The organism is Flavisolibacter ginsengisoli DSM 18119 (assembly GCF_900129295.1).
Classification (GTDB): Bacteria; Bacteroidota; Bacteroidia; order Chitinophagales; family Chitinophagaceae; genus Flavisolibacter; species Flavisolibacter ginsengisoli.
In genome coordinates this window covers 1-15,317 of the sequence record NZ_FQUU01000018.1, presented here as the reverse complement: position 1 = coordinate 15,317, position 15,317 = coordinate 1, and the positions used below count along the sequence as shown (strand labels likewise).

Annotated in this window: 18 protein-coding genes; 1 reads left to right on the top strand and 17 read right to left on the bottom strand. The window is 42.0% G+C overall.

All coding sequences use genetic code 11. From position 1 onward, the window contains the following. The first annotated feature begins 193 nt into the window (after positions 1–193). Positions 194–802, top strand: coding sequence for a superoxide dismutase (locus tag BUA53_RS17125; RefSeq protein ID WP_072836618.1), 609 nt, complete (start codon positions 194–196; stop codon positions 800–802). A gap of 55 nt (positions 803–857) precedes the next feature. On the opposite strand, the gene yidD is transcribed toward BUA53_RS17125, so the two are convergent. The 17 genes from yidD to BUA53_RS17040 form a co-directional block, all read right to left on the bottom strand. Beyond that, entirely contained in the window at positions 858–1,088 is a 231-nt protein-coding gene (gene yidD / locus BUA53_RS17120) for a membrane protein insertion efficiency factor YidD (RefSeq protein WP_175546106.1), read from the bottom strand. Further along, positions 1,072–1,479 carry a ribonuclease P protein component gene (rnpA, locus tag BUA53_RS17115; protein ID WP_072836617.1) on the bottom strand — a complete coding sequence of 136 codons (408 nt, stop codon included), beginning with the start codon at positions 1,477–1,479 and terminating at the stop codon, positions 1,072–1,074. Before rnpA ends, yidD begins: the two co-directional genes overlap by 17 nt. Positions 1,480–1,555: 76 nt before the next feature. Continuing rightward, the gene (gene rpmH, locus BUA53_RS17110) at positions 1,556–1,711 is read right to left on the bottom strand and encodes a 50S ribosomal protein L34 (RefSeq protein WP_072836616.1); all 156 of its coding nucleotides are present in this window, start codon (positions 1,709–1,711) and stop codon (positions 1,556–1,558) included. A gap of 228 nt (positions 1,712–1,939) precedes the next feature. Beyond that, complete coding sequence (murI, locus tag BUA53_RS17105; protein ID WP_072836615.1) at positions 1,940–2,758, bottom strand: glutamate racemase; 819 nt, start codon at positions 2,756–2,758, stop codon at positions 1,940–1,942. A 166-nt stretch (positions 2,759–2,924) separates the two neighbouring features. Beyond that, on the bottom strand, positions 2,925–3,494 hold the full coding sequence (locus tag BUA53_RS17100; RefSeq protein ID WP_072836614.1) for an OmpH/Skp family outer membrane protein: 570 nt from the start codon (positions 3,492–3,494) through the stop codon (positions 2,925–2,927). An 81-nt stretch (positions 3,495–3,575) separates the two neighbouring features. Next, the gene (locus tag BUA53_RS17095) at positions 3,576–4,088 is read right to left on the bottom strand and encodes an OmpH/Skp family outer membrane protein (RefSeq protein WP_072836613.1); all 513 of its coding nucleotides are present in this window, start codon (positions 4,086–4,088) and stop codon (positions 3,576–3,578) included. Positions 4,089–4,134: 46 nt separating this feature from the next. Continuing rightward, a complete protein-coding gene (locus BUA53_RS17090; RefSeq protein WP_072836612.1) occupies positions 4,135–6,864 on the bottom strand; it encodes a BamA/OMP85 family outer membrane protein in 2,730 nt (909 codons plus the stop codon). A 296-nt stretch (positions 6,865–7,160) separates the two neighbouring features. Then, a complete protein-coding gene (locus BUA53_RS17085) occupies positions 7,161–7,910 on the bottom strand; it encodes an isoprenyl transferase (protein ID WP_072836611.1) in 750 nt (249 codons plus the stop codon). 143 nt (positions 7,911–8,053) lie between these two features. Continuing rightward, entirely contained in the window at positions 8,054–8,896 is an 843-nt protein-coding gene (porG, locus tag BUA53_RS17080) for a type IX secretion system protein PorG (RefSeq protein WP_072836610.1), read from the bottom strand. A gap of 135 nt (positions 8,897–9,031) precedes the next feature. Continuing rightward, on the bottom strand, positions 9,032–9,910 hold the full coding sequence (locus tag BUA53_RS17075) for an NAD kinase (RefSeq protein WP_072836609.1): 879 nt from the start codon (positions 9,908–9,910) through the stop codon (positions 9,032–9,034). 330 nt (positions 9,911–10,240) lie between these two features. Beyond that, a complete protein-coding gene (locus BUA53_RS17070) occupies positions 10,241–10,897 on the bottom strand; it encodes a CBS domain-containing protein (RefSeq protein WP_072836608.1) in 657 nt (218 codons plus the stop codon). Positions 10,898–10,930: 33 nt separating this feature from the next. Next, positions 10,931–11,707, bottom strand: coding sequence for an alpha/beta fold hydrolase (locus BUA53_RS17065; RefSeq protein ID WP_072836607.1), 777 nt, complete (start codon positions 11,705–11,707; stop codon positions 10,931–10,933). An 87-nt stretch (positions 11,708–11,794) separates the two neighbouring features. Further along, entirely contained in the window at positions 11,795–12,331 is a 537-nt protein-coding gene (locus BUA53_RS17060) for a CvpA family protein (RefSeq protein WP_072836606.1), read from the bottom strand. 7 nt (positions 12,332–12,338) lie between these two features. Beyond that, positions 12,339–12,791, bottom strand: coding sequence for a GatB/YqeY domain-containing protein (locus BUA53_RS17055; protein ID WP_072836605.1), 453 nt, complete (start codon positions 12,789–12,791; stop codon positions 12,339–12,341). A gap of 272 nt (positions 12,792–13,063) precedes the next feature. Further along, a complete protein-coding gene (gene gldC / locus BUA53_RS17050) occupies positions 13,064–13,423 on the bottom strand; it encodes a gliding motility protein GldC (protein ID WP_072836604.1) in 360 nt (119 codons plus the stop codon). Positions 13,424–13,646: 223 nt separating this feature from the next. Next, positions 13,647–14,831: a glycosyltransferase family 4 protein gene (locus BUA53_RS17045; RefSeq protein ID WP_084080214.1), complete on the bottom strand. Its 1,185-nt coding sequence runs from the start codon at positions 14,829–14,831 to the stop codon at positions 13,647–13,649. 253 nt (positions 14,832–15,084) lie between these two features. Then, positions 15,085–15,317 (bottom strand): transposase (locus BUA53_RS17040; RefSeq protein ID WP_175546105.1); only part of this gene is annotated, 233 nt, incomplete at its 5' end.

Below are 15,317 nucleotides of genomic sequence, written 5' to 3'. Positions count from 1 at the left end.
AAATTGATTTGTTAAGATATTTATAATGATCAATACTCAACAACACCGCAAAAAACGCAAATAAAACAGCATGATCACTTCCCCCTTGAAAGAATTTAAGGAATGAGACCGTCATACCAGCTATCCTTAATAAATTTGTGTCTCCTTAATCAAGAAGATTTATAATTAATAGAAAAATTTAAAAACAATTGTTATGGCTTTTACTCTCCCTCCTTTACCGTATGCGTTCAACGCACTGGAACCACATATTGATGCTCAAACCATGCAGATCCATCATGATAAACACCACCAGGCTTATGTAGATAACCTGAACAAGGCTATTGCAGGTAGCCCTAATGAAAATAAGAGCCTTGAAGAATTGTTACGCAATGCAGGCACCATTTCGCCGGCAGTTCGTAATAATGGCGGCGGTCATTGGAACCATAGTTTCTTTTGGGAGATCCTGGCCCCTAATGCTGGTGGTCAACCTTCCGGAAAACTGGCTGATGCCATTAACCAAACCTTTGGCTCTTTGGATGCATTGAAAGAAAAAGTAAACACTGCCGGTGCAACCCGCTTTGGTAGCGGCTGGGCCTGGTTGCTTGTAAAGGATGGCAAGCTTGAAGTTTCTTCCACACCTAACCAGGACAATCCTTTAATGGATGTGGCTGAAGTAAAAGGAACACCTATTCTGGGAATAGATGTATGGGAACATGCCTATTACCTGAAATATCAAAACAGGAGACCTGAATACCTTACTAATATCTGGAATGTAATCAACTGGAACAAAGTGGCACAGCATTTCGATAATGCAGGTAAGTAAATAGAATAGATTAATTAAAGAAAGGAGCTCCCCGGGGCTCTTTTTTTATGCCTGTTTACGGAACAGGGTCATAGCCATGACCTCCCCAGGGATGACAACGACTGATACGGCGAACGGTGAGCCATAATCCCTTGAAAACTCCATGCTTCTCAAAAGCTTCTACAGCATAGTGAGAACAGGTAGGCGTGAACCTGCACTTGGGTCCCAGCCAGGGAGAGATCATTACCTGGTAAATCTTTATCAGGCCAATAAAAGGAAGTGCCAATATTTTAAACAGTGTCTTCATGAACGGTAGCCAGTTTATTTTGTAGTTTTCTCAGGCAGGCAGACATGGCTGTTTTAAAAACGTCAAAAGAGGCAATTGTCTTATCTGTATAAATAAAGAAAAGGTAAGCTTTCAGTTTAGATTGTTGCAACTGGCCGGCAAGTTCTGCTTTTTGAAGACGATATGCTTCCCTCAATAATCTTTTGACCTTATTACGGTCAACAGCCTTTTTAAAATACCGTTTGCTTACAGTAACGCCTATTTGCGCGTGGTGTTCATCAGCAGAGGAGACAAACCTGTAAGTGACCCTGATTGGGAAAACAGTAAAGCTTTTACCACTGGCAAACAGCGTATCTATTTGTTTGCGGCTTTTCAGCTTCTCTTTTTTCCCTAGTCCAAACGGCTTGGCCATGCTGTAAAATAAAACAAAATAGCCTCTTAAAAGAGGCTAATGATGTAAACGATCTATGCCCTGGGGCAGAGTTCAATTATTTTAATTTCTTCTCATCGCTGATGGTCAGCTTATGACGTCCTTTTGCACGACGGCTTGCCAACACTTTCCTGCCATTAGCGGTCTGCATGCGCTTTCTGAATCCATGAACTGTTTTCCTGCGGCGGCGATGCGGTTGAAATGTACGTTTCATTGTTTAATCAGTTTTTCCACGTTACTAAATGGCCTGTGGAGAGCCAGGCTGGTTTCAGTTACCTACAGGTCACCACACCCGTTGGTTTTGTGAAAGGACGGCAAAGGTAGGGGAGAATTGGGATAATTGAGATCCATTCAGTAAAGATTTTAACTGGAAAGCTGTTAAAATAGCCCGGTAATTCTTATAAAGCTTTTCCCCGGCCTGTTTTTACTTACCAGGAAAAGCTTAATTGATAGCTACATGGTTGGAACTCACAGCTTCTCCAAAGAAAAGGCTTGCACGGGTATCAAAATCTGCAGGCGCATCAGTGGTGAAAAAACTTCTTTTACCATCCCTCGTAAGACGTACCTCCATATCCGGATGGCGCTGCAGGTAATCTTCCAGGCTATGGGCTACGATCTCGCCTTGTGATAGCAGCTTTACTTTACCCGGCAGGTATTTACGTATCTTATCTTTTAATAAGGGATAATGCGTGCAGGCAAGCAATACGGCATCAATATCAGGGTCGCGGCTTAAGAGGTTATCAATATTCTTTTTAATGAAGTAATCGGCGCCATCAGACTGGTGTTCATTATTCTCTACCAGGGGCACCCACATGGGGCAGGCTTCCTGTTCTACCCTGATGCCCGGAAAAAACTTTTCAATCTCAATAAGGTAGGACTGCGATTGAACCGTTCCCGGGGTAGCAAGGATACCAATATTGTTGGTGGTGGTATAATTTCCTATAACCTCGGTAGTTGGCCGGATCACGCCTAGAACCCTCGCATCAGGATTAAGGTCATGAAGATCATGTTGCTGGATGGTTCTCAATGCTTTGGCAGAAGCTGTGTTACAGGCAAGGATGACAAGAGGGCAACCCTGGTCCAGTAACCACTTCACACATTGCAGGGTGTACCGGTAAACAGTATCAAAACTACGGGTGCCATAGGGTGAGCTTGCATTATCTCCCAGGTACACATAATCGTATTGTGGTAATTGATTGACAATCGCTCTCAATACCGTTAATCCACCATAACCTGAATCAAAAACACCTATTGGACCCATGTGATGAAGTATGAGCTACGAAGATAGGGAGGAACGGAAAGGGGTTAACAGGTTAACAAGTTGAAAAGTTGACAAGAGGAGAAGGGGAAAATCAAAATTTAGTCCCCATTACAAAAAGAAATCCCGCTTCGAAGGGAAGCGGGATGCCTAAATAAAAATAAATAAATTATTGTTTTTTACCTGCTGCAGGTGTAGCTGGCCTGTTAGCAGCCGCTTTTGCACCTCCGGGAATAGTCAGGTTTAATTTCTTAGCAACAAGAGGCAACAGATCATCTGATTCAGGAGCTACCAGTAAAGCATCTTTGGTATACACATAAGTATAACCGCTTTCTTTGGCTACAGTCTGGATGGCTGTTACTGCCTTAGCATAAATAGGCTCCAGTAATTGCTCCTGCTTGCTTTGAACCATTTGCTGGGACAACTGTTGCCAGTTTTGCAACTCATACATATCCTGCTGCATTTCTTCACGCATTTTAGCCCGTGCTGCTGCAGGTGTTTTTAATGAATCTTTACCATTAACTAAACTATCCTTACGCTGAAATTCTGATAATGTATAATTGAACCTTGGTTGTAATGAATCGGATTGAAACTTTTCAAGGGTTGCTTGTACCTTGGCTGTTTCAGGCATTAATCTTACTACATCATCCACCCTGATGTATCCTGTTTTCTGTGCTGCAGCGCTGCCTGCGATAGTGAAAATAGTTGCTGCAACTAAAAATAATTTGATCTTGTTCATGAGATTGTTTTGTGATGTTTATTTATGATTCGTTTTTGTGGTTTATGGTTGTATTGATTAATTGCTTTTAAATAATTTTTATTATTTCACTCCCAGTTCCTTCAGCACATCATCGCTTTTTTCCAGTTTAGGGTCGGCAAATATAACCGTAATTCCTTCACTTTTATCGAGTATAAAGTCATATCCCCTGGCTACCGCTAATTTTTGCACAGCATTATAAACCTTGTCCTGTACGGGTTTTATCAGCTCCTGTCTTTTTTTGAAAAGCTCCCCTTCAAAACCAAAACGCTGGCGTTGCAGGTCTCTTAAGGTCTTCTCTTTTACAAACAACTGGTCTTCTCTTTTCTTCTTCAATTCATCACTAAGCATTACCTGCTCGGCGTCGAAGTCTTTATACATTTTATCCAGTTCCTGCTGCATGCCATCTATTTCTTTCTGCCAGCCTGCGGCTACATCATCCAGGTTTTTTTGAGCCGTTTTATACTCCGGCATTTTATCCAGGATGTACTTGGTATCAATGACCGCATAACGCTGCGCGTTTGTAAATCCAATAATACCTAGGCAGAAGGCTGCAAGGAAGAATACCTTTTTCATATAGTTTGATTTAATGCAATCAAGTTAATAAATATGCTGACACCTTTTATTCTGGTTCAAATCCAAGCATAAAGGTGAAGCGTGTCGCATTCTTGAAGCGGTTGGCTCCAGGTTGCAAACGGTCAAGTCCTACCCCATAGTCAAATCCAAGCAAACCAAACATAGGCAGGAAGAAACGCATACCCACACCCACACTGCGACGCAAACGGAAAGGATTGTACTCTTTGAAATTATACCAGCCATTGGCTGCATCAAAGAAGGTCAATCCGTATATAGTACTACCTGGGTTCGTCACCAGTGGATAACGCAACTCCAGGGAGTATTTATTGAAAATGGTAAAGAACTTATTGGTGCTTGTCTGGTCAGGATTGTTGATCGAAGGATCTGATGTTTCAAAAACAGGATACCCTCTTAAAGAAACAACATCATATCCCAATAGTCCATAACTATTCGTTAAACCATCGCCACCCAGTTGAAAACGCTCAAATGGTGATACTTCCAGCTTGCTGTTATAACGACCCATGAAACCGAATTTCGCGGCAAGCTTTAATACAAACTGGCGGTTCTTATCTGCTCCTGTTGGCTTACCTATAGGAACAAACCACTCAGAAGTAAAACGCCATTTATGGTATTCCGGATTTTTATATGGATTGCCTGAAGTTACCAGGTCAGGATTCAGCATGGAATATGGAGGTGTCAATTGCACACTGGCCACAAAGTTTGATCCACTCCTTGGGAAAGTAGGATCGTATACAGAGGAACGTTGCAAGGCAATCTTAAAACTAACGTTATTAGAAGTTCCATTGTCAAACCCTGAGAAAATGGGATAGTTCCTCATGCTATACTTTGTATAGTTCAAAGAATAGACAAGGGTAAAAAAGTCATCAGGCCATTTTAATGTTTTACCTAAAGAAACAGACGCACCAAAGGTCTTTAAATAGTTGGTGTCTGATTTAGCCTTATCAAACATGCCGGTAGAATAATTGTAAGCATTGGAAAACTTACTGCGGTATAATGCCACCGTAAACGAATTTCTTTTCTTACCTCCCAGCCAAGGCTCGGTAAAGGAGAAGTTGTAAGAGTTATAGGCCCTTCCATTGGATTGGTAACGAAGGCTAAGCTTTTGGCCGTCGCCCTGTGGCAATGGATCCCATGAATCTTTCTTAAAGATGTTCTTTATAGAGAAGTTGTTGAAAGTAACACCAAGTGTTCCTGTCAATCCAACACCACCACCCCAGCCTGCGGATAATTCCAGCTGGTCAGATGATTTTTCTTCCAGTTCCCAGTTAATATCTACGGTACCGTCGTCCTGGTTAGGCACCACATTTGGGTTGATCTTTTCCTGGTTGAAATATTGCAGGTTAGCCAGCTCTCTTTGTGAGCGGATCAGGTCAGTACGGCTGAATAATTCACCGGGCATGGTCTTTAGTTCCCTGCGAATAACATAATCTTTTGTCTTTTCATTACCGCTGATGGTGATATTCCTGTACCTGGCTTGTGGACCTTCTACTATCCTGATCTCGTAATCAATGGTATCATTATATACAGACGTCTCTACAGGGTCGGCATGGAAAAACAGGTAACCGTCATCCTGGTATAAGCTTCCAATATCGCCACCTTCCGCACTCAACTGCTTACCCAACCTTTTATTAAGTATGTCTATATTATATATATCACCCTTGTTGATACCAAGAATGACATTCAATAATGAATCAGGATATTTCGTATTTCCTCTCCATCCAATATTGCCAAAATAATATTTATTGCCTTCGGAGACCTTGATGTCAACCTGCAGGTTGCCATCCTTATTATAATAAAGGGCAGTATCAATGATCTGTGCATCCCTGTAGCCTTGTGAGTTGTAATAATTTACTACCCCTTGCAGGTCTTCCTCAAATTTCTTACGGTCAAACTTGGCACTGCTGAAAAGTTTGAAGCGGAAATATGGGTCCAGGAGGGCCTTGGTTTTAGAAAGGGACAAAAAGCCATATTCCTTTACATATTCACCAAAAGACAGGTTATTGTTCTCTCCAAATGGACTTGGTGTTTTGGTAGGGTTCAGTGTGAACTTGGTCCTTTCTTTAGTACCCTTTAATTGTTTCTTTAACTGCAGGTCGCCAACTGTTTCATTGCCAAAGAAATTGATCTCATTCACTTTTACTTTGTTTCCCTTGTTGATATGAAAGGTCAGTGAATTAGAATTTGCAAAGGCAGGATCTGGCTTTTCTTCAATGTCAACCTGCACATTCATGAAGCCTTTCTCTGTATAATATTTACGGATGGCTTCTATAGCGTTACGTCGGGTATTCTCTGTAATGATTGTTTGTCTCACCAAACCAGCCTTTCCCTGTATCTCTTCTGCCTCAGATTTTTTAATGCCTGTAAACTTGATATTACCCAGCTTAGGCCTTTCCTGCACATTGATCTCAAGGTCAATACGATCTTCATGAACACCGGTAATGAATATTTCTACGTTGCTGAAAAAGCGCTGGCGCCAAAGATTGGTTATGGCTTTTGAAAAAATATCTCCACCAGGGATCATTACCTTATCACCTCTTTGTATACCCGAAATAGACAGCACAATGGCTGAATCAAGCGTGGTTAGACCAGTTACCTTAACTGAGTTGATGGTGTATTCTTTAGGTATCCTGGAATTTTGAAGTGCAAGCAGGTCAGGGTCAACCGATGTAACCTTTGTCGTATCCTGGCCATATGAAATAGAAGCAATGAGCGTGCACAAGCTTAATGTAAGAATTCCGGATAAAAATCGTCGCATATAATAAGTTCAGTCGGTAATGCAATTAGGCAAATCGCAGTTTGGCAGGCAAATTAAAGGTAAATTTCAATCGGTTTTGTTAAAAGAGAAAGCCATTCTGCACTCCCGAAAGCTGGGAGCAGCCACGTAAGGCTAAGTTTTTCAATCATATAAAAAACTGGCTGACTCTACTGGTGCTCAACGCATATTTATATAGGTAAGAGATGTATAAATAAAAGGTCTGTAAATGGGGTCTAACTTCGCAGCAAGAGCAGGCTACCATTTTTCTTTCCTTTCCGCATCACCTCTATCGGCTTTTAAGCTGTTTCTATCTGCTCACTGGTTTTTCCAAAACGACGCTCCCTGTTCTGGTAGTCAATAATGGCTTCATAAAGGTTTTCCTTCCTGAAATCAGGCCAGCGAACATTGGTAAAATAAAGCTCGGCATAGGCCAGCTGGTACAAAAGAAAATTGCTGATCCGGTATTCCCCACTGGTTCGTATCATTAATTCAGGGTCAGGAAAATTACTTGTGCACAGGTATTGCTGAAGGGTTTCGTGGTCTATTTCCTCTATGTTTATCTTTCCATTCTTCACCTCCCAGGCAATATTTTTTACCGCATTCAATAGCTCCCACCGCCCACTGTAGCTTAATGCCATAACCAGGTTAAGGCCTGTATTATTCTTAGTAATCTCCAGCGCTTCATTCAATTCTTTGCGGGCATATTCGGGCAGCATGTTCATATCGCCAATCACGTGCAGGCGAATATTATTTTTATCCAGGCTTTCTACTTCATTCCTGATGGTACTCACCAGCAGTTCCATCAACCCTATTACTTCATACTGAGGGCGGTCCCAGTTTTCGGTAGAAAAAGCATACAAGGTCAGGTATTTAATCCCCAGTTCAGCACAGCCTTCTACAATATCCCTTACACTCTCCACCCCATGATAGTGACCAAAAAGGCGATCCTGTCCCTGTTCTTTGGCCCAACGTCCATTGCCATCCATGATAATGGCTATGTGTTTGGGTAAACGGTTTTTATCAATTTGCGTTAAAAGCTCAGACATTATTACTGGTTAAGAATCCTGGAATCCCCGGGAGGTTTAGTGGTGCAAAAATAAACAGCTATCCCGAGCATGGTGTTATTAAAATGGGAAAGCACGGCAAAGCCGTACTTTTTATCTTAAAACAATAAGTATATAATAATTTTTTAATTGGCCGAAGGGCACTTATAACTCTGTAGGTTAAAGCTCACATACAACAATGCAGTTGCAAACTGGTCCTTATTCTGGCTATTTCCTCTTTGTCTTCCCTTGGCTCCTATCCTTGGGCCTGTTTCATATGACCTGTCTGATAACAGGTAGGCCGGGTTAGGTGACCCATCAGGATTGGGAGGAAAAACAGAAGGATCCACATAGGTTTTACTCACATCATCAATATAATCAGTATTGGTAAAGCGGTGAACCACCTCAAAGCCAATATTCATCCTGTCGTTCAAAGAATATTTTACACCTACGCCAAAAGGAACCGCAAAAGCCATGGAACCATATGGTTTGTTGTTGGTGGTTGTAGGATCATTCTGTCCTTCAGTGCCTAGCTGGCGCAGGTTATATTTCTGACCTTCCAGGTAAGCATAAGGATCATAATTAAAGGCACTTACACCCAGGGTAATATAGGGTGTGAAGCGAAAGTCCGGGTCGCCAGGCATAAACCGGAAGAAATTAAAATCGCCCTGCAGACCGAGTTCCCAAATACTGGTATTAAAACTAAGGTTGCGCCTATGCATGTATTCATTATGCGTATTGTACACATCAGAATAACCCAACTGGGCAAAGGTACCTTCCACCCTCAGCCCTATATAGTTTCCAAAATTCTTGCGAAAGAAAATGCTGGCCGCCAATTTGGGCCTATTCAGTTTTGCCTTGGTATTTAGATCACCAAAATAATGTGCAGCGCCAACACCCACACCAAATTCCCCTTCCTGCACTATAGAGTTCTGGGCTAAAACTCCAAGGGGCAGGCAATACATGACAAGGGCCAGAAATTTTCTCATATCTGCAAAATAAGATTTTAGCTTCGAGATTTAACGCAATTTAGTCCTGTTTGGTATTGAGGCAGCGAAAAAACCGGGAACTAAAGAGGAAATTAAAAAGAAAAGGTAAAGTAAAGGCCTGCTGCCATTGAAAGCTTAATTTCTTTTATCAAGCCCCCAGGAAAGTTTGTTGCGAAGCGTTTGCAGGAAGTTGTTTTCGTTCAGGCGAACAAGGTTCAACATGAAGTTTTCTTTTCTAACTGCAAGTAGTACACTCTTATTGACTATTTCCCTTCGAGAGTCAAGGGCGCAGATAATATCATCTGCACGGCTTTCTACTTCAAAAGAAATGATGGTGTTATCAGGGATCACTATTGGCCTCACATTGAGGTTGTGCGGAGCAATAGGCGTTAAAACAAGGCTGCAGGCATCCGGGAAGACCACAGGTCCGTCACAACTGAGAGAATAACCCGTTGACCCGGTTGGGGTAGCCAGTATCAACCCATCGGCCCAATAAGTATTCAATAATTCTCCATTCAGGTACGTATGGATCTTCACCATTGGAGAGGTATCTCTTTTGTGTATGGCAAATTCATTCAGGGCATACGGCACATCGTTGAACATAGGTACATTGGAGTCCAGGTGAATCAAGGTCCTGCGATCAATAATATAGGACCGTCTCGCCAGTGCCTTTATGGCTTCTGACATCTCCTCACGGCCAATGCTGGCCAGGAAACCCAGCCTTCCAAAGTTGATGCCTACCACTGGGATGTTCTTATTCCTAACGAGTGTTACAGTATCAAGCAAGGTACCGTCACCCCCCAGGCTGATAACAAAATCTATCTGGTCGTTCAGGTCAACATGTGAAGAAAATGTTTCGGTGGTCTCAGGTAGAGAAAGCTGGGTTTTTACTTCATTATAAAATGGCAGGAAAATAACAGGCACTATGCCCTCTTTATGAAGTTCATCAAAAAACAACTGGATGTATTGTTGCTGTGATTCATCCAAAACCCTGCTATATATGGCTACCTTCAAAACGTATCCTTTTATCTAAAATTCTTTGAATCAATTGCTGTACCGTTACTGTAAATATAGAGTGTTTTACCCGTTGCGTCCAGGCTATAATGGGATTTATGCCTTTGAATTTCTTGTTTGGGATTACAACAATGAAACACTTCAAAAAAATTGGTATGTGCAGGAAAAAACCTCTTTGAAAAAAGCTGAAAGCCTGAAAATGACTCCAGGTACCGGCACATTGTAAACGTAATTCAAATATTACTATGCTTAAAACTAAGGAAAGCCAGTAGGAAATAAGGTTGCATCAACTTAAAGTACCAGAAACCAAAAACAATAAACCAGGAACTATTATATTTTTAAATAGTTCATCAGGTTATCATAGTTCGTCCTGAGTTCATTCTCAAACAATTCCTCACCAAAGTAGTATTTCACATTATACTCGTAACGCTGAAAAGTACCTATGATATCTGAAACCTCCAGTTTACTTACACGGATGGTGATCTGGCTCATGCCACTTTCGGGATCTGTGAATGTATTTAACTGCGTGATCTGTGCATCGTTGGATTCAACAATACGGTTGATCTCGTTAAAAGAATAGTTTTTACTGTCCATCTCCAGCACTATCAGGGCGCCGGGCTCGTTCAGGCTCATGAAGTTAGATGCATTGCGCAGCAGGTCATTATAGGTAACAATGCCCAGCAGGTGCTTTTCTTCCACTACGGGCACTACGCTAAGTTTATTGATCACCGCTGTTTGAATGGCTTTCAAAAAGTGATCATTTGCCTGCACGGATGTAGTTCCATCAGTGATGTGCAACTCATCGAGGGTATCATCATCATCGCTTTGCAGTAATTGTTCTTCGCTGATAATGCCCAGGTAGCTGTCATTCTCCACAACTGGCAGATGTGCAACATGATAATCATTCATCAACTGTAGCGCATGATGAACTTTATCTTCTTTATGGAGATAAGGTATTGAGTTCGATATGAGTTCGCGGGTTAACATAGCTAACGGTTTCAATAATAAAGACAAGCGATGTTATACAACTGTTGCAGGCTGGCTGAGCTTTTTCAAAAATTTATCTAAAATAGCGTTGAACTCTGCCGCTTGCTCCATCATAGGAGCATGTCCACACTGGTCAATGAAATGCAACTCACTGTTTGGTATTAACCTGTTAAATTCCCGTGCCACAAAGGGAGGGGTGATCGTATCGTTATTGCCCCATACCAGTAAGGTTGGCTGCTTGATATTATTGAGCTCGTCTCCCAGGTTATTCCTGATAGCACTTTTAGCCAGGGCTATGATCTTTATGACCTTCAGGCGGTTACGGGTGATCTCGAACACTTCATCCACCAATTCCTTGGTAGCCATTTTAGGATCATAAAAAGTTACTTCAGTTTTTTTCCTGATATATTCATAATCGCCACGACGGGGATAAGTATCCCCCATACCATTTTCAAACAGACCGGAACTGCCGGTCAATATCAGCGATTTGATCCTTTCGGGGTGTTTTAATACATGCACGAGACCTACATGGCCTCCCAGCGAATTACCTAACAGGTTCACATTTTTATAATCTCTTGTTTCCAGGAACTTATTAACGTGTTTCGCCAGGCCACCAACGCTGGTGTGTAAAATATCCAGGTCAAATAAAGGCAGCATGGGAACTACCACCTTGTACTGCAAACGGAAATGTTCAATGAGATCTTTGAAATTACTTAGGGCACCAAACAATCCATGCAACAACACCAATGGTTCACCTTCTCCTTCCTCGATATATTTAAACTTGCCTTGCTCTTTAATGGAATATTGCATCGGCTTAATCAATCTAATTTTTGCTAAAATAAACGTTTTACATCAAATCCCTAAGCTATCGCAACAATACAAAACAGAATATACTACCTAGGCTTTCTTACCCGAAACGTTTTGAAAGAATTGTAATAGTTGATCAAACATATCTTTAAAAAATGGCATAACCGCACCCATTATACTCATTATTTTAGGAGCGATAGGTTGTATCCAGGGATAACTTACAGATGCTTCAATCGTTTCAGGCTTTAAAAAATGCAATTGCTGCGCATAAAAAAGTAAAATACTGAATATGAAAAAGTAGATCAGTATATAGAAGATGATTCCTCCCAACCTGTTCAACCAGCCCAGCATGGCCAGCTTAACAACGCCTTCGAGCATTTTTGCACCCAACCGGATGGCCAGTGCTACTATTAGAAATACCACAAAAAAGGCAAGCACGGGCAACCATCGCTGGGAAATGTTCACAGCATTCCCAATATAACTGGCTGCCAGGGTGGAAAGCTTCAATGCTGCTGCCAGGCCAATAATAAAAGCCAGGAATGAAAAAAGTGCTACAATAAATCCTTTTGTAAACCCTTTAAATACAGAAATAATCAATAAGACCAGGGCAACCGTATCTATGAACATGCTGATATTATTTAGCCAGCAGTTCTTTTACCGTAGCCGAAATGGCTTTACCATCAGCACGGCCAGCCAGCTTTTTCGTAGCCACTCCCATCACCTTTCCCATGTCTGCAGCTGAAGATGCCCCGGTTTCTGTAATGATCTGTTGCAATTCTGCCTTCAACTCCTCGCCACTTAATTGTTGCGGAAGGAATTTTTCAATCACCGCCATCTCCTCCTGTTCTTTTTGCGCCAGGTCGGTACGGCTTTGCTGCTGGTAAATTTCCAGTGAGTCCCTTCGCTGCTTCATCATCTTCTGCAACATGCTTACTTCATTCTCCTCATTGATCTCACCATGAGCACCCGGCTCTGTCTTTGCTTTGATGATCTCGGCTTTTATTGCTCTTAACGCTCTTAAAGTTGCTTCATTTTTCGACTTCATGGCTTCCTTCATCTCGCCCATGATCTTTTGTTCTAAAGACATATATAAAGTTTATAGTTTCTGGTTTTTTGTTCCTGGTTCGTTAGGTCCGAGCTACTTTCTTATTTCAATCTTTTCTCACTTGAACATTGATTATTGAACATTGCTCATTGAGCATTCTTCTTTCTTCAAACTTAGAATGACTGCCATAGAAATGAATCTCTGACCTAAACCACTTCATCATTCGAAATTTCTCGTTCGATATTCGATATTCCTTTCCCCTTTGTGTATTCTTCGTGACTTGGCGCCTTTGTGGCCATTCTTTTCGACATTTGCTACTTTCCTGTCTCCAGCTTATTAGCTTTCATTTGCTGCTCCTGGAATTTGGCAAAGAACAATTTAGCGAAGTTCTTCATATCCGTTACCAGTTCTGTATTTCTTGTGGCCCGGTCAAAGCTATCAGCCATGGTCATCAGGGTCTGGTAATAAAAATCTGCCATCTCATCCACCATCATCTTTTGTGTCCACAGGTCTATACGAAGCGCTGTTTTATCCGTACCATCCCAGAGTGAAAGCAAAAAGGCTTTTGCCTGTTGGGGTTTTTCAGCGGTACTTTCAGATGCCTTCCATTCAATGCTGCTGGGAACCCTTCCTTCATCCAGTTCCACATCGATCACTATACTTGATTTTGCCATTTTTGAATTTTGAAACGCGAAGATAGGAAGGACTCCTGAGTCAGGAGTCGGGAGCCAGAAGTAGGAAGTTTTGAGGAAGCACGGAGGCATTACACAGAGATGCACGGCGGAAAAATTTAAAACAACGGGGTTATATGATACAGCTTTATCAGCTTATCCAATGCAGAGTGAATTATTTACGAGCTTGCATCTCCCCAAAAATCCTTCTCAATCCTATAAAATCTTAGTTCTGTTCCCTTGCCTTAACAATGCATCCCCACAGCAGCTCCGCACTTTTTTTCCAGGAGTACTTTTTGGCTATGGCCTTCCCTTTTTGGATCAGTGACTTGCGGAGCTCTTCATCTTTATAGATCAGCATCAGTTTTTCCGCCATATCAGTATGGCTGGAGGCATCAAAATACAGGGCTGCATCTTCTCCTATTTCCTGCATGGAGGTACCAGCAGATGTAAGAACGGGTACCTCGCATTTCATGGCTTCTACCACCGGCACGCCAAAACCTTCAAAAACCGAAGGATACACCAGCGCATAGGCTGAGGCCATCAAGAGTACCAGTTCCTTTTGATCAACATAGCCAGTGAGGATCACATCCTCCCGGTATTTATAGGTTTTTAATAATTCCAGGAACTCGTCGTTCTTCCAGGCAAGCCTTCCTGCCAGCACCAGTTTCATCTCACTACGTTGGCGCTTTTTAAATATGGAGAAAGCTTTTAACAGGTTCACCAGGTTCTTCCTTGGCTGTATAGCGCCGGCATACAGGAAGAACTCGCTGCCACCGGTATATTTTTCCTTAGTGCTTTCTTTTTTGTCAAAGGACACAGGCTTAAAATCTTCCTTCACCCCATTGTATACAACATCAATCTTTCCGGGATCAGTTTTATAATGCGCTATTATATCCTGCTTGCTGAATTCAGAAACAGTAGCTATAAACTGTGCCTTCTTTATGAATTTGGGGGTAAAATGCCGGTAAAAACGATAATGGGTCTTTTTATAGGCATCGGGGTAATGCAGGAACCCCAGGTCGTGCACTACAAGGCATTGTGGAACCTTTGTGGTCAATGAACAAAAACCGTCTGGTGACACAAATACATCGGCTTTTATCTTACGAAATACAGGGGGCAGTTTTATATCAAACCAGTATTTCCACAATAAGGGATGGCGGGCCGGTGGAGAGATCACCTGCATGGTTACATTGGAAGGAAAATCGTGTATTCCTGAATATGGTCGGTCCAGTAAAAAATGAAACTGGTGTTCAGGGTGCTGGCGGGCCATCATTCCAAATATTTCTGCTGTAAAATTTCCAAAACCTTCCAGGCTGCCCTCCACGAGGAAGCGTGTATTAACCGCGATCACCATAGGCTGGCAAAGGTATTCAATGGCAGGTTCTGAAATGGACTGTCCTTTACCCATAGTTTTCCCTGTTTTAAGGCCATTAAAAATCCAGGGAACGGAAGGGATATCCCGAAGATATCCCGAGGATATCCCGAGGATAAGCCGACGATAAGCCGACTCTTATAGGGTCGGGATATCCTCGGGACATCTATGGCTTATGTATGGGATAATACCAGGATATGCTGCCATTTGGCATAAGTTTCCAAAGGAGAGTGTTAACATAACTGTGTAAACTGGTTTTCTATCCAGTTTAGATAACTGTGCAAAGGGTTTATGATTCAACATCACATCTATCTTGACCAAATATATCAATAAAGTTTACAAGCATGGTAGCCCAGTCATCCTGTGGCTGGCTCCATTTTTTGGCTATTTGCATCAGTGCCAGGTACACTACTTTTTCTACTGCCTGGTCGTTGGGCAGGCTGCATTTTGTCTTTGTGTACTTTCTTATGATCCTGTTAATGTTCTCAATAATATTGGTGGTATATATTATTTTTCTGATGC